This is a genomic window from Myxococcus guangdongensis (assembly GCF_024198255.1).
GTDB classification, from domain to species: domain Bacteria; phylum Myxococcota; class Myxococcia; order Myxococcales; family Myxococcaceae; genus Myxococcus; species Myxococcus guangdongensis.
Map to the genome: position 1 here is coordinate 311,859 of NZ_JAJVKW010000007.1, position 19,361 is coordinate 331,219.

The following is a 19,361-nucleotide window of genomic DNA, read 5'->3' on the forward strand; positions in this document are numbered from 1 at the left end:
GTCTTGACAGTTCCGGTGGATCACATCCCGCGATCAGCACATGGGGCACGAGCGCGCTTGACTACCGGAATAACCGGTGTCTAGGGTGCGCGGCTTCATTCAAAAGTCCCCAGAGGTGGGGACGTCCGTGACCTCCCGCTGCTCCCCGCGCGGAGGCCCCGTCCATCAAATCAGGGGGCAGCTGTACCGTTTCAAAGGACTTCCAACTCCATGCAGCAGAACGTGAACCAGCAGATCGAGACGGACGCCGGCGATGAGAACTTCGCGGCGATGTTCGAAGAGTCGCTCAAGCAGCGCGGTGGCGACGGCATCCTGAAGGAAGGGGAGATCGTCAAGGGCACCGTCGTGCAGGTGACGAAGGACTTCGCGATCGTCGACATCGGCTACAAGTCCGAGGGTCAGGTCCCGATCTCCGAGTTCACCAGCCCTCGCGGAGAGATCTCCGTCAAGGCGGGCGACCCGGTCGAGGTCCTCCTGGAGAGCCGTGAGAACGACACCGGCATGGTCGTCCTCTCCAAGGAGAAGGCCGACAAGATGCGCATCTGGGACGAGATCAGCGCCGCCTGCGAGCGCGATGAGATCGTCAAGGGCACCATCGTCGGCCGCGTGAAGGGTGGCCTCTCCGTCGACATCGGCGTGAAGGCGTTCCTCCCGGGCAGCCAGGTCGACATCCGGCCCGTGCGCAACCTTGACCAGTACATCTCGAAGGAATTCGAGTTCAAGGTCATCAAGTTCAACAAGAAGCGCGGCAACATCGTCCTGAGCCGCCGCGTGCTCCTCGAGAAGCAGCGCGAGGAGATGAAGAAGGAGACCCTCAAGAACCTGAAGGAGGGTGCGGTCCTCAAGGGCGTGGTCAAGAACCTCACCGACTACGGTGCGTTCATCGACCTGGGCGGCATCGACGGCCTGCTGCACATCACGGACATGTCGTGGGGCCGCATCGGTCACCCCAGCGAGATGTTCAACGTGGGTGACGAGGTTCGCGTCGTCGTCCTCAAGTTCGACCCGACGCAGGAGCGCGTCAGCCTGGGCCTGAAGCAGATCCAGGAGGACCCGTGGCACCGCGCCGACGAGAAGTACCCCGTCGGTACGCGCGTCAAGGGCAAGGTCGTCAGCATCACCGACTACGGCGCGTTCATCGAGATCGAGCAGGGCGTCGAGGGTCTGGTGCACGTGTCCGAGATGTCCTGGACCAAGCGCCTCAAGCACCCGTCCAAGATCCTGGAGGTCGGCCAGGAGGTGGAGGCCGTCGTCCTGGACATCGATCCGAAGGCCAAGCGCATCGCGCTGGGCATGAAGCAGATCGAGCAGAACCCCTGGACGCTGCTCGAGGACAAGTACCCGATCGGCTCCGTCATCAAGGGTCAGATCCGCAACGTCACCGACTTCGGCGTGTTCGTCGGCGTCGAGGAGGGCGTGGACGGCCTGGTGCACGTGTCCGACATCTCCTGGACCCAGCGCATCAAGCACCCGGGCGAGATGTTCAAGAAGGGCGACGAGGTCGAGGCGGTGGTCCTCAACATCGACGTCGAGAACGAGCGCTTCAGCCTGGGCATCAAGCAGCTCCAGCCGGACCCCTGGGAGACGCTGTCCGAGCGCCTGCCCGTGGGCAGCCGCGTGAAGGGCAAGGTCACCAAGGTCACCGACTTCGGCGCGTTCGTGGAGATCGAGCCGGGCATCGAGGGCCTCGTCCACGTCTCCGAGCTGAAGGAGGAGCGTGTCGAGAACCCGCGTGACGTGGTGCAGGAGAACCAGGATGTCGAGGTGAAGATCATCGACATCAACACGCCGGACCGGAAGGTCGCGCTGTCGATCAAGGCGCTCATCGGCGAGGGCGAGGACTACCGCGAGTACCTCCGCAAGCAGGCGGAAGGCTCCAAGGCGCGCCTCGGCGACGTGATGGGCAAGCTGACCAAGAAGTAGTCAGCGGACCGCTTCACGGCGTGACGGCCGGGTTCCCGAGAGGGGGCCCGGCCGTTGCCGTTTCCAGGGGAAGGGCCCGGCCGTCCGACCGGTCGGACAGGCGACGCTCCCGTCCGCACGGCGAGCGAGGACGCTTGAACTCCGGGGAACGCCCGGTGATAAGGGCGAGCGCCGCTGTTATCGAAGGACATCCGAACATCCTCAAGAGGAGACAGATTCATGGCTCGTGAAGTCGTCATCGTGGGCGCGGCCCGTACCCCCATCGGCTCCTTCCAGGGGGCGCTCTCCAAGCTGACGGCTCCGCAGCTGGGCGCTGTGGCCATCAAGGCCGCGCTGGAGCGCGCGGGTGTGAAGCCCGAGGCCGTGCAGGAGGTCATCATGGGCAACGTGCTCCAGGCCGGCGTCGGCCAGGCGCCCGCCCGTCAGGCCACGCTCTTCGCCGGCCTGCCCGAGGGAGTTCCCGCCACCACGCTCAACAAGGTCTGTGGCTCCGGCCTCAAGGCCGTCATCGCGGGCGCGCAGGCCATTGCCCTGGGCGAGGCGGACGTCGTCGTCGTGGGTGGCATGGAGTCCATGAGCAACGCGCCGTACATCAGCCACACGATGCGTGGCGGCGCGCGCATGGGGAACGTGGAGTTCAAGGACGCGATGATCCACGACGGCCTCTGGGACGTGTACGGCAACGTCCACATGGGCAACTGCGCCGAGGAATGCGCCACGTCGCAGAACATCACCCGCTCGCAGCAGGACGAGTTCGCGCTGGAGTCCACCCGCCGCGCCATCCAGTCCCAGAAGGAGGGCCTGTTCGCCGCGGAGATCGTCCCCGTGGTCATCCCCGGCAAGAAGCCGGGTGAGGAGACGACGGTGTCCGAGGACGAGGGTCCTCGCAACGCCAAGCCGGACAAGATCCCGGGCTTGAAGCCCGTGTTCAAGAAGGACGGCACGGTGACGGCCGCCAACGCGTCCTCCATCAACGACGGCGCCGCGGCGCTGGTGCTGATGAGCGAGGAGCGGGCGAAGGCGGAGGGGAAGACCATCCTCGGCCGCATCACCGGCTACGCGCAGGCGGCGCGCAAGCCCGTGGAGTTCACGATTGCTCCGGCGGACGCCATCAACACGCTCCTGACGAAGAAGGGCGTGAAGGCGGCGGACGTGGACCTGTGGGAGATCAACGAGGCGTTCGCGGTGGTGGCCATCGCCAACAACCGCCTGCTCGGGTTGGATCCGCAGAAGGTGAACGTGCGCGGCGGCGGCGTGGTGCTGGGTCACCCGATTGGCGCCTCGGGCGCGCGCGTGCTGGTGACGCTGCTTCAGACGATGAAGGACCAGGACAAGAAGCGGGGCGTCGCGTCGCTGTGCATCGGCGGCGGCGAGGGCATCGCGCTGATGGTGGAGCGGTAGTCCACCCTCTCCCCACGGGGAGAGGGGCGGGGTGAGGGCCTTCGACGGGCCTTCACCCCGTTTCCGTTATCAGGAGGGCGCATGAACAAGGTCTACGCGAGCGCGGACGAGGCGGTCGCCGACATCCCGGACGGCTGTACGCTGATGAGCGGCGGCTTCGGGCTGTGTGGCAATCCCGAGAATCTCATCGAGGCGATTCATCGCAAGGGCGTGAAGAACCTCACCATCATCTCCAACAACTGCGGCACCACCGAGCTCGGGCTGGGCATCCTGCTCCAGAACAAGCAGGTGAAGAAGATGGTGTCGAGCTACGTGGGGGAGAACAAGGAGTTCGAGCGCCAGTTCCTCTCCGGCGAGCTGGAGGTGGAGCTCAACCCGCAGGGCACGCTGGCCGAGCGCATCCGCGCGGGCGGCTGTGGCATCGGCGGGTTCTTCACGCCGACGGGCGCGGGCACCCAGGTGGCCGAGGGCAAGGAGACGCGCGTCATCGACGGGCGTCTGCACGTTCTGGAGACGCCGCTGAAGGCGGACTTCGCCGTCATCCACGCGGCGAAGGCGGACACGTGGGGCAACCTGGTGTTCAACAAGACCGCGCGCAACTTCTCCCCGATGATGTGCATGGCGGCCAAGGTCACCATCGTCGAGGTGGAAGAGATTGTTCAGCCGGGCGAGCTGGACCCCGACCAGGTGCACCTGCCGAGCATCTTCGTGAAGCGCATCGTCCTGGCGAAGAACCTCCAGAAGTGGATCGAGCGGCGCACCGTCCGCAAGACGGCCTGAGGACCCCATGCCACTGACTCGTGAACAGCTTGCGAAGCGCATCGCCCAGGAGCTGCGGGACGGCTTCTATGTGAACCTGGGCATCGGCATCCCCACGCTCGTCCCCAACTACATCCCCGAGGGCGTGGAGGTGGTGCTCCAGTCGGAGAACGGACTGCTCGGCATCGGCCCCTATCCCGAGGCGGGCAAGGAAGACCCGGACCTCATCAACGCGGGCAAGGAGACGGTGACGACGGTGAAGGGCGCGTCGTTCTTCGACTCGGCGCTGTCGTTCGGGATGATCCGCGGGGGCCACATCGACATGGCCGTCCTGGGCGCCATGGAGGTCTCCGAGGAAGGGGACCTGGCGAACTGGATGATCCCCGGGAAGATGATCAAGGGCATGGGCGGGGCCATGGACCTGGCGGTGGGCGCCAAGCGCATCTACGTGGCCATGGAGCACGCGAACAAGGAGGGTCAGCCGAAGATCCTCAAGAAGTGCTCGCTGCCGCTGACGGGCCTCAAGTGCGTGCACCACATCGTCACGGACCACGCCTACATCGACGTGACGCCGGAGGGTCTGGTGTTGCGTGAGCTGGCCCCAGGCGTGACGGTGGAGCTGGTGCAGAAGCTCACCGAGCCCAAGCTGAAGATCGCCCCGGACGTGCGCGAGATGAAAGTCTGAGCGACCGAGGCTAAGGTGCGCCGCTGGGGGAGGGTGGTATGGACGACTTCCCCCCGCGGAGCCCCTCGAATGGCCGACACCTCGGAGAAACAGAACCCCATCGACCACCGTGCGCCGCGGGTGGAGTACGAGCTGCCGGTGGCGTACCGGAGCGTGGCGGGGTTCGTGACGGATTGGGCCGTCAACCTGTCGCGAGGCGGGCTCTACATCAACACCGACAAGCCCCTGCCGGTGGACACGGTGGTGAAGCTGTTGGTGACGCTGCCGGGGGCGCACTTCCCGGTGGAGTTGAAGGGCCGGGTGACGCGCACCAACGCGCTCGGCGCCGCGACCTCGCAGTCCCCGGGGATGGCGGTGGAGTTCCTGGACGTTGACGACGACAAGCGGTCGCGAATCGGCGAGTTCGTGGAGCGGTTGCGCTCGGAGCTCCCGTCGGACGCGACCCGGAAGTAGGGCGGCCCACCTGAGGGCGCCCCATCGAGCGCCTGCATGCTGCCCCTCCCCGAGACACCCATTCCACTGGTCATCGAGCGCCTCGGGCAGCTCGGAGAAGGCGTCGCGTCCTGGCAGGGACGCACGGTCTTCATCCCGGGCGCGTTCCCGGGCGACACCGTCCGCGTGCATCTGGAGACGCAAGGACGGGTGCTGCGCGGGGTGTTGCGCGAGGTGGTGACGCCGGGGCCCTCGCGGCGGGAGGCGCCCTGCACGCTGGCCGGGGAGTGTGGCGGGTGTGACTGGCTGGGGCTCGCCGAGTCCGCGCAGCGTGAGGCAAAGCAGGAGATCGTCCTCTCGACGCTCGAGCACCTGGGGCACCTGCGGCGCGAGGACTTCACCGTCCGGCCGCTGATGGTGGCGCCTCGGGACTGGGGTTACCGGCGGCGCGCGGTGCTGCACCCGGCGGGCAAGGGCTCGCTGGGGTACTTCAGCCGGCGCAGCCATGAGCGGCTGGCGGTGTCCGAGTGTGGCGCGTTGACGCCCGTGCTGACGGCGCTGCCCGGGAAGCTGGTGCCGCTGCTCAAGCCGCTGGCGAAGGACACCGAGGAGGTGTTGCTGCTGGCCGAGGGCGACAAGGCGGCCTTCGCGGTGACGCTGACGGGGCCGGTGACGGCGCGGCACCTGGAGGCCGCGGAGGGCGCGGTCCGGGCGTTGCGGATGGAGGGGGCGGTGCTGGTGCCGAAGGAGGGCTCGCCGAGGTTGGTGGGCAAGCCGGTGCTGCGCTCGCTCTCGCCGCTGCGGCCGGAGGTGCCGCTGTACCTGCGGCCGGATGCCTTCGCCCAGGCGCACGCGGAGGCGAACGTGGGGCTGGTGACGTCGGCCATCTTCGAGCTGGCGGGGCGGGACGAGGAGTCGGTGCTGGAGCTGTATTCGGGCAACGGCAACTTCACGTTCCCGCTGGCGGCGGGCGTCCAGTCGGTGCTCGGGGTGGAGTCGAGCCCGGTGGGCGTGGAGCTGGCGCAGCGCAGCGCCCGTGAGGCAGGGGTGGGGAACGTCCGCTTCGTGCAGGGCGATGCGCGGAAGGTCTGCGACGGGCTGGTGGCCGAGGGGCGTCGGTTCGACGTGTGCCTGGCGGACCCGCCTCGCGCGGGGGCTCCGGGGCTTTCGAAGTGGATGGTGGCGTTGGGGGTTCGGCGGGTGGTGTACGTGGCGTGTGACCCGGCCTCGCTGGCGCGGGACGCGGCGGGGTTGGTGGCGGCGGGCTATCGGCCGGTGGCGCTGCAGGTGGTGGACATGTTCCCCCAGACGCACCACGTGGAGGCGGTGATGTCCTTCGAGCGGATGGGGCAGGGCTGATGGACGCGCGCATCGTCGAGTTCGCGGAGGTGCTCCGGCAGAACGGCGTGCGAGTGAGCACGTCCGAGGTGCAGGACGCGCTGAAGGCGACGGCCGAGGTGGGGCTGACGGACCGGGCGCTGTTCCGGGCAGTGCTGCGGACCACGTTGGTGAAGCGCGAGCTGGACGTGGACACGTTCAACCGCGCGTTCGACTTCTTCTTCTCGGGCGCGGCGGCGACGTTCGAGGCCATCGACAAGTCTCTGGCCGCGCAGCTCCAGGAAGAGGGCTACCTGGATGGGGACCTGTTGAAGATGGTCACCTACCAGATGAACCTGTTGTTGCCGGAGATGTCGCCGCTGGCGCAGGCGGTGCTGGAGGGGGACAGGGCGCGGCTGGCGCAGATCTTCCGGATGGCGTCGCTGCAGTTGGACCTGTCGCAGTTGGAGAGTCCGCTGCAGGCGGGGTTCTTCGCCCGGCGCATGCTGGCGGGGGCGGGCATCGACAAGGCCCGGTCCGACATGAAGTCGCTGGAGGCGGAGCTGAAGGCGCGTGGGCTGGCGCCGGAGGGCGTGGAGATCGTCTCGCGGCACGTGGCGGCGGCGATGCGGAAGATCGAGGACGCCGCGCGGCAGGAGGTGAAGCGGCAGGCGGAGGCTCGCATCCGGCGGCGGACGGACACGGCGCAGGACAAGCCGCTGCACCTGCTCTCCCAGGCCGAGGTGGACCAGATGGAGTCCGCCGTGCGCACGATGGCGGAGAAGCTGCGCAGTCGGTTGATTCGCCGGCAGCGCTCGCACCGCAAGGGGGCGCTGAATGTGCGCAGGACGCTGCGTCGGAACATGACGTGGGGTGGGGTGCCAATGGTGCCCCAGTTCCGCAGCCGCCGGCCCGAGCGCCCCGAGTTGGTGGTGCTGTGTGACGTGTCGGACTCGGTCCGGAACGCGTCACGGATGATGTTGCTGTTCATGCACACGATGCAGTCGCTGTTCGTGCGCGTGCGCTCGTTCGTCTTCGTGTCCGACGTGGGCGAGGTGACGCAGTACTTCAAGGACCTGGACGTGGACGAGGCCATCGACATGGCGACGGCGGGGAAGACGGTGTCCCTGAGCGCCAACTCGAACTATGGCCGCGCGCTGGCGGACTTCACCCGCGACCACCTGGGCAGCATCACCCGGCGGACCACGGTGATGGTGATTGGGGATGGGCGGAACAACTACAACGCGAACAACGTCTGGGCGTTGAAGGACTTGCGCCGGAAGGCGAAGCGCGTGCTGTGGATCTGCCCCGAGGAGCGCGGCAACTGGGGCATCGGTGACAGCGAGATGCTCACGTACGAGAAGCACTGTCACCAGGCCGTGGTCGTGACCTCCGTGTCGGACCTGGCGCGCATCGCGGACCAGCTCGTCCCGGCGTGAGTTCAGGTCTTGCGCCGGACCCCTGTCGCGCTCGCGAGCAACATGTCGCGCAGTTGCTGCGCACGTTCTCTCGCGACAGGCACATGGATGCCGTTTCCATCCGCCACCAATCCGTCGCCCACCCAGACCCGGGTCTCGCTGTCGCGCTCGAGCTCCTTGATGTGCGTCACGTTGACCAGCCAGTTGCGGTGCACCCGTGCGAAGGCCTGACCGAAAGACGCCTCGATGGCGGACAGCGACAGGTCGACGTCGAAGATTCCTCGGGCGGTGTGTACCCGGGTCAACCGCTCCGCCGCCTCGAACGCCCACACCTCGTCGCGATCGAAGAAGACCAGGCTCTTCTGCTTCCGCGCCGCGATGCGCAGGGGGCCTGAGGGCTGCGACCTCGGACGGCGTGCCCGCAGTCGCTGGAGACATTGCTCGACCCGCTGCTCGGTGAAGGGCTTGAGCAGGTAGTCGGCGACTCCCAGGTCATAGGCCTCGAGTGCGTGGGCGCTGAACGCGGTCGCGAGCACGAGCAGGGGAGGACTCGACAGGGTCGAGAGCGCTCGCGCGATTTCCAAGCCCTCGTTCCGGCCGCCGGAGAGGCGGATGTCGAGGAACACGACATCGAAGGCATGACGCCCGTCTCCGAGCAGAAGCTCTCTTGCTTCCTCCGCCGACCCGACGGCCCCCGTGACCTGGGCCAGGTTGGAGCCCTCCAGGAGCTCGACGAGGTAGTTCCGCGCGGCCCACTCGTCCTCGACGACGAGTGAGCGCAGCTTCTCGCCGCTCTCGCTGCTCATGACGCCTCCTCCGAGGGCACGGGGACCTCGATGACAGCCGCGGTCCCTTCGCTCGACGACTGCATCCGGAAGACCGACCCGGGGCATCGGAGCTCCAGCCGGCGACGCACCACGTGCAGACCGAGGGCACCCGAGCGTGGATCACCCGTCGGCAGGCCGGGGCCGTTGTCCGTCACCGTGCACACGAGCCTCGCCCCAGTCCCCATGCGTTGGAGCGTGGCACTCACGACCACGCGCCCACCGCCGGCCCGACACAGGGCACCATGCTGGACCGCGTTCTCCACCAGGGGTTGCAACAACAGCGTCGGCAACCGCACGCCGCTGGCCTCCGGAGGGATGCCCCAGTCGAAGCGGAGCGCATCCCCGTGGCGCGACTCGAGGATCTCCGCGTAGCGCCGGAGCCACGTGACCTCCTGGTCGAGCGTCTGCATCTCGTCCTGCCCCTGGAGCGAGTCTCGGAGCAGGTCACCGAGACATCCAATCAACCGCCGGGCTTCACGTGGGCTCTGCGTCACCAGCCCCGCAATCGTGTTCAGCGTGTTGAGGAGGAAGTGCGGCTCGAGCTGAGACCTCAATCGCGCCAGCTCCGACGAGACGCGGAGCTGCTCGGCCTCGAAGCGCAGCTGCTCCGCTTCGAGCGCGCGGAGTTGGGCCTGCTCGGTCACATGCGGGGACACGAAGGAAATCCCCCAGATGCCCGCGATGAAGAGACCCACCATGGCGCCGAAGGCCCCGGCCAGCGGGAGTGACAGCTGTCCCTTCTCGTCGAGTTCGACTCCCAGAACCCCCTCCACCACGAACACGAAGGAGAGGGCGAAGAGCGCTCCGATGACCACGGCGACGACGAGGCTGGCGACCACTGCCCTCGTCGTACCGTGCCCTCGCTTGACGCCGTGGTTGAACGTCGCGGACAGAGCGAGCAACTGCAGGGGTGTCTCGAGAACCCAGAGCAGGAACCTGAGCGCGATGCTCTCGACGCCCTCATCGTCGAGGAACTCAGGGGCGGTCTGCAGCAGGCCCACACCGACGGCCAAGGCCATGCCGACCATCCAACGCCGACGCACGAAGAGCATCGGAGGCTGCGCAACGGGGCTTCTCACGAGGTGTCCAGGCTAGGCCCGTGCCGCATGCTTGGCAACGCAGCCCCCCTGCGCGCCCGGTTCGTACGAACCACACGACGGCTCGTCGCATACACAGCACCGCTCGTCGGTCCCATGATTTGGGGACCGTCAACACCAGCCGGACTTCGCGGCTCGTCGGTCCAGCAGCGCGAGTCGTCGCGGGCCCACGACAGCTCGTCGGGAGTGAATGGAAACACCTCGCGCCCAGTGAGATTGCCCATGCGCCACCTCCCTTCAACAGGCGGACACCGCATGCTTCCACTTCCGTTTCGTCGAGCGCGCCCATGGCCTACCGGCGCACGTCGCCGGAGCCTCGTTGGTCATTCTTCACTCCGTGCTCTCGGTGCCGTCGCGCTGGTGGCGATGGGGGCCTGCCGCGGTGACAAGGAGGACCCTCCGTCGCGCGCCCCGCTCACCGGGAAGCAGCTCTTCGAGCAGCCATTCCCCGGAACCAACGGCCGCGCCTGCGCCACCTGTCACGTGCCGGAGGACCACTTCACGCTGACGCCGGCTCACGTGGCGCGCTTGTGGGAGACGAACCCGAACGACCCGCTCTTCAACGCCATCGATGCCGATGACCCCACGGCCAGTCCGCTGACCTACGAGCACCTGAAGAAGGGGCTCGTGCGCGTGTGGCTCACGCTGCCCGACACCCTGGATTTGATCGACGACGAGGGCAACGTCACGACGCCTGCCGATCGCCGGATGTCGGTATGGCGGTCCGTGCCCTCCGTGGCCGACACCGCGATGAGCGCGCCGTTCCAACTCGATGGACGCGTGGCGACGCTGGAGGAACAGGCACAGGCCGCCATCATCTCGCACAGTCAGGGTGGTACGGCGTCAGCGAGCGAACTCGCGCGCATCGCCACCTTCCAGCGCGACCTCTTCACGTCGGACCGGGCCCGCATCGTCGCGGGTCAGCTGGCGAGCGGAGCCGACCCCTCGGGCCTGCCCGACGTGGAGGACGGGTTGAGCCTGTCGACCTCGGAACAGCGGGGTAGGGAGGTCTACGCGGCGGCGTGTGCCGCGTGCCATGGCGGTGCCACCAAGGCGACCCTCTCGAACCGGGTGGTCCATGATGCCCTGTTCCCATCGCTCAGGCCGGACGGCACGGTGCTGTACCAGGTGCCCGCGACCGATCCGCCGACGCCGGTGCTCGCCACTCCGGGTGACGGGTTCATGAACATCGGTTCGGCGCTCGTCACGTACCTGGGGCAGGTCGACCCGGAGTCCGAGATCTTCACCAAGTCCGTCGATTTCCCGCGCTACCGCTACCGCTTCTACACAGACAGCTCACGCACGCAGAAGCTCGTGGATCTCCCGCCGAAACCGCCGCCGTTCCAGGGAGGAGACCTGTCGGACCTGGAGCCGGAGTTCGACGCGAACGGCAACCCCATCGTGGGACCGAACCGGATTCCCCAGTTCTTCTCCTCGGACCCGGGCCGCGCCGCCATCACCGGCAATCCCAACGACTTCGAGGCGTTCGACGTGCCGACACTGCGGGGTATCGGCCGCACGGCGCCGTACTTCCACGACAACAGCGCGGAGGAGCTGCACAAGGTGGTCGACTTCTACAGTCAGTTCGTCCTGGGACGGTTCGAGAGCCTCGACCTACCACCCATCCATCCACCGGAACACGAGGGCCCACCCGAGTCCCTCACCCCCGAACAGAAGAGCGATCTGATCGCGTTCCTGCGTCGCCTCTGATTCACCTTCGCGGGACTCCGCGGCCTAGGGAGGTGGGAAGCTGGTGGTGGAGAACGAGTCGGGCAAGGCGGCCTTCCGCACCCAGTGGAACGGCACCCACTACCCCTTGGAGAACGGCCCGGGCCTGCTCGACATACACGTCGCCGAGGGCCGGGGCCGGAGGTACCCGGGGAATGGAGAGACCCGCTTCAGGCTTCGCGGGCACCAGCGCGCTGGTGGTGGGCGTCCCTTGGGTCGTAGGCGACTGTGAGGTCGCGCACGACGTCAATGACAGAAGCACTGAAAGCAGGAACGCGCCTCGGATTCTTGAGAGCCTCACGCATTCATGATGCCTCGAGCTCACGCGCCCAATCCATGGCACGTGAGAGTCCCATGGGGCTGGTAGGCTGGGGGGATATATGCGCGTCATCACAGGAGACACGGTCATCCACCGCAGGACGCGGGAGGTGGGCATCGTCGAACGCCACGACCGCACCAACATCGTCGTTCGCTGGCCCGAGCGTGGCCAACGCGAGACGATTCCACGAAACGAGGTGCAAGCCCTCGCTGAGGCCATGTCGGAAGCGCGCCAGGCGTCGACCCTCTTCAGCACGAAGCTGAGCCTCACGGGGACGTCGCCGCTGTCTGATCTGGTGTCCCGGTTCGGATACTCCACGGGACGCATGCGCAGCGGGTCCTTGGAGAAGGTGCGCAAGCAACTCGCGCGCGCGGGATTGAAGATCGACACCGAGGACGACAGTGAACAGCGAGATGCGCGCTTCTGGCTCACCTTGCTCGAGTTTCCCAAGCCCGACGAGAAAGAGTCCGAGGTCGATCCCGAGCCGACCCGGCTGAAGCAGGTCTCTCTTCCATCACCTTCGTGGACCCAGGCCTTGGGATTGGCGCCACATCGAGAGATCGCGCTGCTGCGCGCGATGACGGAACGGGACCCTCTGCTGTGCATTCTTCATCTCTCCGATGCAGCCGCGGACACGGGATGGCTCCGGCCCACCTGGGAGGCCCTGATGTCCTGGGCCTTCCGCGCGGCGCAGCGCTTCGTCTGGAGGTCCTCCACGGACGAGAACGCCACGGTGAGGATCGGCTCTTCCGCTTTGCTTCAGACGTACCTGTCTCCTACATCGATCGACGACTCATCGAGCCAGCTACAGACGACGCCTCGGAGCATCAACCTCATCACCGTCCGGCGTGACTCGGAGCTCCCGAACGACTTCGAGCGCCTCAAGGCCAACTGGCCTGGGGCAGTGTTCGAGTTCGACCCACCGGAAAGAGCATCCGAGCTCGAGGCGTGCAGAACCCTGGTTGAAAGGGTCCTCTACCTTGTTGGCGGAATGCCCCAGCAGGACGCCAGGAACGTATCGTCGTCCAGGATGTCGCCGTTGCGGCTGGCGGTCTGGGCACGCGAGTCCTCCGAACAGTTGCTCGCGAGAGGTTCGACGTACGTAGGAGAGATGTTCTCACGGAAGAGTCCTTCCAAGCTCCGGGGAAGCACCGAGGGCGAGACCGCGCTGGCGCTCAAGTCCTTGTTGGCGCATTGGCTCATCGACCAGGACCCCGACGTGAAGGTGGAGTTCGAGGTCTCGACCGGCCGAGGGAGCGAAGGGGAGCGGAGAATAGACCTGGTGGTCGAGGACCAGGGAGACTTCGAAGTCGAGAGCATGCGGGGATCAGGCCCCATGGAGCACTTCATCCATCAGAAGGTCCTCGCCAGGCGCCGAGACAAGCCCTTCACGCTCGTCGTGCCCAACGAGGCGCTCCTTTGGGCTGGCCCCTATCTCGCGGACATCGCCATCCAGTTGGGGGAGGACGGACGCGTGCTGATCCCCGGCGCGGAGCAGGTCTGGATGCAACTCGAAGGGGTGCGCCTCGCGGAGAGTGCCCCTGACGTGGAGTCACCTGAAGCAGTCGCTACCGAGGACTTCGTCTCCGAGCAGGGACGCCCACCGAGCGCGGAGACCCTGAAGCTGAAAGACATCGCGGGATATGCGGAGCTGCGTCAACGCATCGAAGAGCAGGTCATCTGGCCCGAGAGACACTCCCGTTGGCTGAGGGGCCTCTCCCGTTCTCCGGGCATCTTGTTCTTCGGACCGCCCGGTTGTGGAAAGACACGAATGGCCAGGGCCATCGCGGGGGAGCTCGATCAAGAGGTCCGGCTCCTCGCACCCTCGGACCTTCGTGGCGAATACATCGGGTGGGGGCAGATTCGCGTCCGTGAGCAGTTCAACTGGCTCGCCGAGCGGGACCGTCGGATGCTCGTCATCGACGAATTCGATTCCATCGCCAGGTCCCGGCAGGTCGGGCAGATGCACTCCGATGAGAAGTCGACCGTGAACGAATTGCTGGTCCAATTCGACAGGGTCTCGCGACTGGGCCGCATCGTCGTGGCGACAACGAACGATATCGACGCACTGGACGGCGCGGTCCTGCGAACTGGGAGATTCGGCAGTTTTGTTCCCGTGGGCCCGCCGGACCGAGACGCGGCGGCGGACATCCTCGACTTCTACCTCAAGCGCTTCGAACGGGTGTCGCTGGAGCAGCCGCAGCTTCAGGTGTCCATCCCGTCCCGAGAATCGTTGCTGCCACTCCTGGGGCCCGTGATGAGCGCCAATGCGTCCAAGTCTCAAGCCTTCAGCGGCTCGGACCTGGAGGCCGCCGTGAGCCAGGTGGCGACGAACCAGGTACGCGTGGCCATGGGAGGCGGGCGCTCCATGAGGGCGCCAACGGTTGTCTCCATCATCATTCAAGCCGACGCGGTCGTGCGGGCCTTGGCCGACGGGCCGCGGTCCATCCGGCCCGAAGCGCTGACGTCCTTCGAGGAGGAGAAGGCCCGTTACTGCGGACGATGATGTGCCAGGCAGCCGGGCTCCCTGGATGGGAGGCCCGGCCTCCTCCCGAACGGCCGTGGAACCAACGAACGATTGGCTTCAACGCTCACGAACGGCCCCTCGGCTGATACGACATCGCCACGTCACAGCGCGCGTAGCGTGCACCGAACCGCCGCATGATTTCGGCGTCGTGCACGAAGCCCAGCTTCTCGTAGAGGTGGATGGCCGGCGCGCACTTCTTGTTCGTCAGCAGGTAGATCTGGTCCATGCCCAGGCTGGACGCCCGCTCCAGCGTCTTGGCCAGCAGGAACTCGCCGACCTTCAGCCCCCGGGCGCTCTTCAGCACGCCCATCTTGGTCAGCTCCACCCAGCCGTCCTTCGACACCATCAGCGCGCAGGTGCCGACCACGCCCAACTTGGGCGTCTCCGCGAACAGCACCACGCCGCCCTTGTCGAGGATCAACTCGCGCGGCTTCGACAGGAGCGCGAGGTCGTTCTCCTCGAGCTTGAACATCTCCTGGATCCACTCGGCGTTGATGCGATGGAAGGCCTCCGCCTGGTCATCGGAGAAATCCCGCACCCACATCGCGGGCGGCCCCGCGGCCTCCACCCGCTTCAGCATCGAGGACTCCGCCAGCCGCGCCTCCACCTTCGCCAGGCCCTGCATGAAGTCACCCGACAGGCCCTCGACCAATGCGGCCGCTGCGGGCTCGATGCGCGCCAACAGCTGCGTCTGGACCCGGGCCAACAACGCCTCGCCCTGGGCCGTCAGCGCCAGCATCTTCGCGCGCTGGTCGTCCGGCGAGCGCCGCGTCTCGATGAACTCCTCCAACGCCGCGAGCGCTCGCGTCACCGTCGGCTGCGCCACCCCCAGGCGCTCCGCCACCTCGCCCACCGTCATCGGCCCGTGCAGCCGCAGCGTCATCAACAACGACATCTGCGCGGGCATCACCGGCAGGTCCAATGAACGGGCCACCTCTCCCGCGTCGGCCTGCATCCGCTCCGCCAGACGCTTGAGACGACTGCCCAGAAAACCCACGCCAAGCCCCGCGAGGAAATCGACTTCCATGCCGTGCCTCCAATCCATAGCGCGATATATAGCTAGCTATATACCCAACGGATTGCAAGTCGGCTTTGCGGCGGGGCGCGGACGACCGGGCCTGCGACAGGGGACTACCTGGGCGTCACGCGGGAGTGACGGCGAGACAGTCCGAGCAGCCCGAACAACGCCATCGCCCAGGGGAGGGAGGAGGCGCCGCTCTGGCAGCCGCAGCCACTGTCGTCGGCGGGCGGCTCCGTGGGCGGGGGACCTCCCGCATCCGGCGTGGACGGGCCCGCGTCCGGCTGCGACGTCACCGTCACCGAGAAGCTGCACGTGCCCTCGTTGCTCGGGGAGTCCGTGGCCGTGAAGGTCACCTCCGTGGTGCCCACCGGGAACGTCGCTCCAGAGGCGTGGCTGGAGTCGAGCGTGAGCGCCTCGCCCGAGTCGTCGTAGGCCGTGGCCTGCTCGAAGCTGACCTCGGCGCCTCGCGTGCTCGTCGCCTGCGTGGACTGGTTGGGAGGACAGCTCACCCTCGGCGGGAAGGTGTCCGGGATGAGGCCCGCGAGCTTGTAGACCGTCATGCCCTGGCCGTAGTCCGCCTGGAAGTAGAGCGTCGAACCCACCATCGTGGGGTGGCTCGGGTTCGAGCCCCGCGGCCCTGGAATCATCTCCGCGAGCAGGGTCGGCGCACCCGTGGGTGAATCCAGTCTCCACAGCTCACGCCCCGTCGCGGGCCCCAGCGCCGTGAACACCAACGGGCCCTCCGAGGACGCCAGCAGCAATGCGTTCGGATGCGATGAATCGACTCCGGGCATCAGGTCCGCGACGCGCACCGTGCCTTCCTCCGTCCCATCCGTGCGCCACAGCTCGCGCCCACCCTCCGCGTCCGCGCCGCCGAAGAACAGGTGGTCACCCCACGCCACGAAGCTCGCGTCGTCAAATCCAGTCGACATGGCCGGACGCCGCAGCGTCGCCGCGCGCAGCGACACCGTGCCCGCCTCCGTCCCATCCGTCTTCCACAACGTGGTGGCGCCTTCCGTCGCCGTCGCCCAGAAGTAGAGGTGGTCCTTCCACGCGAAGAGCTGCTCGGGTGATGCGCCGGTTTCTCCCGGGCGGAGGTCCGCCACGCGCACCGTGCCGCTCGTGGTGCCGTCCGACTTCCACAGCTCGCGTCCGGCCTCGTCCTTCGCGGAGAAGAACGTCAACGCGCCCAGCGCCGTGAACTCGCGCGGAGCCGAGCCACCTTCGCCCGTGGCGACGTGGATGTCCTTGAGCTTGCGCGTGAAGCCGAGCTCTCCCGTCGTCGTCCAGGGCTCCAGGCGACCGTCCTGCGTCTTGCCGCTGAACCAGAGGCTCCCGTGGAGGTACGACGGCTCGGACACGCTCGCGGGGGCATCCGAGATGCGCCAGGTCCCCGACTGCGTGGCGTCCGTGCGCCACAGCTGTCCTCCCACCGTGAGGAAGGCCTTGTCTCCGCCGGGGATGATGCGCGTCGACGAGACGTCGCGCGTCACGTGGTGGATGCCCGTGGCGCTGTCGTCCGTGGCCCACAGTCCCGAGGCCGTGGAGAGCAGCACCTGCCCCTGGAAGGGGGCCATCTCAATCCAATTGTTGAGGCTGTTCGTCGCGAAGTGGAGGTTCTTGGGCGAAGTCGTCCCGTCCAGTCGCATCAGTCGCTGGTCCACGAGCAGATGTGCCGTCACGTAGAGCCGCTCGTCGAGCGAGACCATGTCGATGACCCGACCCGTGCCTCGCTTCGGCGTGGGGTCCGTCACGAGGTTCGTGCCCTGCTGCGTGCCATCCGTGGCGTGCAGCTCCAGCCCCCGCTGCCCATCGCTGCCAGGGAAGAGCAGCTTGTCTCCGAACACGAGCGCGTCCCGCCGCAGGTCCGAAATGACGAACTGCTCGACGGACGCGAGCTGCAACAGCTCACCGGTTCCATCCCGCGTGCCGTCCGTCTTCCACAGCGCGCTCGGTCGTCCCGCGGACTGACCGTAGAAGACGAGGCTGTTCCCCACGGCGGCCAACCCGGCGCGCATCTCGATTCCCGGGAAGGGCTGCGCGCCCCAGACGATCTCGCTCCCGCTCACCGTTCCGTCCGAGGACCAGAGCCGACACGCCAGGCCATTGCCCGCGCCCAGACTCGAGCACGCCTGGAAGACGAGCTTCCCCGCGAGCACGCCCGGCTTGCGCGGCGACGTGGAGGCCGTGCCCGGATGCAGGTCCAGGATCGTCGTGCTCTCCGCCGTCCCCTCGGTGCGACAGAGCTCCTCGCCCGTGGCCGCGCTCGCGCAGGGGAAGTACGCCGCGCCGTCCAACAGGGTGGGGGACTGCGCGAGCCCCTGGACTCCCAACGGCACCTCCACGCCATCATCCCCCAGCGACGCGGAGGCGTGCAGCAGGACGGTGCCCGCCGCCGTGCCGTCACTCGCGTAGAGCCGACGCGGACTCGACGCCGTCCCCGCGCTCGCCGAAAAGAGCACCCGGCCCGCCACCGCGCCCAGCAGCCGAGGTGCGCCACCGCTGGCTCCGGGCACCAGGTCCGCGACCACCGCCGTGCCCGCGGAGGTCCCATCCGTCCGGCACAGCTCCAGACCCGACGCCTCCGACGCACAGCTGAAGAAGAGCTGGCCCCCCACCTCCACGGCGGTCGTCACGCCCAGGTCCTTCACGGCGAGCCCGGCGAGCTCCCGCGTCCCCTCCACCGTGCCATCCGAGCGATACAGCCGCGAACCCGCCGAGAAGTAGAGCGCGCCCCCGAAGGAGACGGGCGCTGTCGGCAGCTCCGCGAGCCCCAGGCTCCCCACCAGGCGCGTTCCCTCGGGGGTGCCGTCCGTGGTCCACAGTCCCTCGGTGCCTCGCCACCAGGCACGCGAGCCCAGGACCGCCAGGCGCGGCGGAGACCGCCATCCGGAGTTGTCGGGTCCGAGCGGCTCGTATCGCCACGCCAGCGTGCGCAGCAGCTTCGTCCCCTCGGGCGTCCCATCGGTCCGATAGAGCCCGAGCGAGTCCTCCCCGAAGAAGAGCGCGTACCCCTCCATCGCCGTCAGCCCCATGGGCCCCGTGTGGACGTTGCTCGAGGGGGTGGACACATCCACCAGCCGCACCGGCTCGGCCCGCGCGGGCAGGGCCCCCAGAAGACCCAACAACCACCACCGACCCACCACGGGTGCTGTCCAAGAAGTCATATCGCCTGATACGCAACCGCCCCCGGGTTCCGGTCGGCCGAGGGGAGAGGAGACGAGGGTCCGACCTGCTTCGCGAGCCCTCGACCGACACGCCCCCACCCGGGCCCGGCGAGCCACGAGTCTACCGTGGCGCTCCGGGCCCTGTTACACATCCCCGCGATTTCCCCAGGAGCGCCCATGGCCCCCTCTCTCTTCGACGACAACGGCTACCAGGACGTCCCCAACCGCGAGGTCCACACCACCGACCTCTCCGCGGCGGACGACCGGACCCTCCGGATGGCCACGCCCCGCGTGGACGCCGCGCTGCTCGACGCCCTGGTGCGCTACCAGGAAGCCTTCCTCTCCCATGTGGGCGCGGACCCCGGCGCCGAGGCCCTCGCCACCGCCCACCGCCTGGCCCAGGAGTCCTCCGGCCTGAACCCCAAGACGCTGGAGCAGGGCGTGTCCCTCCTGCGCGCCTTCGGAGGCCGCCGGTGGACGGCTCGCAAGCTGGACGACAAGCTGCGTCAACTGGAGTCCCAGCCCGCGAGCCCCCAGACGGACGAGCTCGCGACCCGCCTGCGCGGGGAGCTCGTCAAACAGGAGCGGGCCACGGACGCCCTGGCCCGTCGTTACGGGGAGGACACCCTGACGCTCCTCAAGGAGCACGAGGCGCGGCTGGTGGACCTCCACACCCGGATGACCGGACTGCTCAGCCAGGGATGACCGCGGTCCCCGGTTCGGTTGATTTCCACGCCCGG

Annotated in this window: 14 protein-coding genes; 10 read left to right on the top strand and 4 right to left on the bottom strand. The window is 67.7% G+C overall.

From position 1 onward, the window contains the following. Window positions 1-210: 210 nt before the first annotated feature. The 7 genes from LXT21_RS23130 (at window position 211) to LXT21_RS23160 (ending at window position 7,956) form a co-directional block, all read left to right on the top strand. The gene (locus tag LXT21_RS23130) at window positions 211-1,923 is read left to right on the top strand and encodes a 30S ribosomal protein S1 (RefSeq protein WP_046713809.1); all 1,713 of its coding nucleotides are present in this window, start codon (window positions 211-213) and stop codon (window positions 1,921-1,923) included. A 219-nt stretch (window positions 1,924-2,142) separates the two neighbouring features. Further along, the gene (locus tag LXT21_RS23135; RefSeq protein ID WP_254040341.1) at window positions 2,143-3,324 is read left to right on the top strand and encodes an acetyl-CoA C-acetyltransferase; all 1,182 of its coding nucleotides are present in this window, start codon (window positions 2,143-2,145) and stop codon (window positions 3,322-3,324) included. An 81-nt stretch (window positions 3,325-3,405) separates the two neighbouring features. Continuing rightward, a complete protein-coding gene (locus tag LXT21_RS23140) occupies window positions 3,406-4,104 on the top strand; it encodes a CoA transferase subunit A (protein WP_254040342.1) in 699 nt (232 codons plus the stop codon). A 7-nt stretch (window positions 4,105-4,111) separates the two neighbouring features. Continuing rightward, on the top strand, window positions 4,112-4,768 hold the full coding sequence (locus LXT21_RS23145) for a CoA transferase subunit B (RefSeq protein WP_046713814.1): 657 nt from the start codon (window positions 4,112-4,114) through the stop codon (window positions 4,766-4,768). 69 nt (window positions 4,769-4,837) lie between these two features. Beyond that, window positions 4,838-5,221: a TIGR02266 family protein gene (locus LXT21_RS23150; protein WP_254040343.1), complete on the top strand. Its 384-nt coding sequence runs from the start codon at window positions 4,838-4,840 to the stop codon at window positions 5,219-5,221. A gap of 36 nt (window positions 5,222-5,257) precedes the next feature. Then, window positions 5,258-6,559: a class I SAM-dependent RNA methyltransferase gene (locus LXT21_RS23155; RefSeq protein ID WP_254040344.1), complete on the top strand. Its 1,302-nt coding sequence runs from the start codon at window positions 5,258-5,260 to the stop codon at window positions 6,557-6,559. Next, the gene (locus LXT21_RS23160) at window positions 6,559-7,956 is read left to right on the top strand and encodes a vWA domain-containing protein (RefSeq protein ID WP_254040345.1); all 1,398 of its coding nucleotides are present in this window, start codon (window positions 6,559-6,561) and stop codon (window positions 7,954-7,956) included. The genes LXT21_RS23155 and LXT21_RS23160 overlap by 1 nt, the downstream gene beginning before the upstream one ends. A 2-nt stretch (window positions 7,957-7,958) precedes the next feature. On the opposite strand, the gene LXT21_RS23165 is transcribed toward LXT21_RS23160, so the two are convergent. Next, complete coding sequence (locus tag LXT21_RS23165; RefSeq protein WP_254040346.1) at window positions 7,959-8,741, bottom strand: LytR/AlgR family response regulator transcription factor; 783 nt, start codon at window positions 8,739-8,741, stop codon at window positions 7,959-7,961. Next, the gene (locus LXT21_RS23170; protein ID WP_254040347.1) at window positions 8,738-9,781 is read right to left on the bottom strand and encodes a sensor histidine kinase; all 1,044 of its coding nucleotides are present in this window, start codon (window positions 9,779-9,781) and stop codon (window positions 8,738-8,740) included. The genes LXT21_RS23165 and LXT21_RS23170 overlap by 4 nt, the downstream gene beginning before the upstream one ends. A gap of 444 nt (window positions 9,782-10,225) precedes the next feature. On the opposite strand from LXT21_RS23170, the gene LXT21_RS23175 reads away from it, so the two are divergent. Continuing rightward, complete coding sequence (locus LXT21_RS23175) at window positions 10,226-11,569, top strand: cytochrome c peroxidase (protein WP_254040348.1); 1,344 nt, start codon at window positions 10,226-10,228, stop codon at window positions 11,567-11,569. Between the two features lie 686 nt (window positions 11,570-12,255). After that, entirely contained in the window at window positions 12,256-14,412 is a 2,157-nt protein-coding gene (locus tag LXT21_RS23180) for an AAA family ATPase (protein ID WP_254040491.1), read from the top strand. An 85-nt stretch (window positions 14,413-14,497) separates the two neighbouring features. Here LXT21_RS23180 and LXT21_RS23185 read toward each other — a convergent pair whose 3' ends face one another. Further along, window positions 14,498-15,460, bottom strand: coding sequence for a bifunctional helix-turn-helix transcriptional regulator/GNAT family N-acetyltransferase (locus LXT21_RS23185; RefSeq protein WP_254040349.1), 963 nt, complete (start codon window positions 15,458-15,460; stop codon window positions 14,498-14,500). Window positions 15,461-15,564: 104 nt separating this feature from the next. After that, window positions 15,565-18,600: an HYR domain-containing protein gene (locus LXT21_RS23190; protein ID WP_254040350.1), complete on the bottom strand. Its 3,036-nt coding sequence runs from the start codon at window positions 18,598-18,600 to the stop codon at window positions 15,565-15,567. A 198-nt stretch (window positions 18,601-18,798) separates the two neighbouring features. On the opposite strand from LXT21_RS23190, the gene LXT21_RS23195 reads away from it, so the two are divergent. Further along, window positions 18,799-19,326, top strand: coding sequence for a hypothetical protein (locus LXT21_RS23195; RefSeq protein ID WP_254040351.1), 528 nt, complete (start codon window positions 18,799-18,801; stop codon window positions 19,324-19,326). Window positions 19,327-19,361 lie beyond the last annotated feature (35 nt).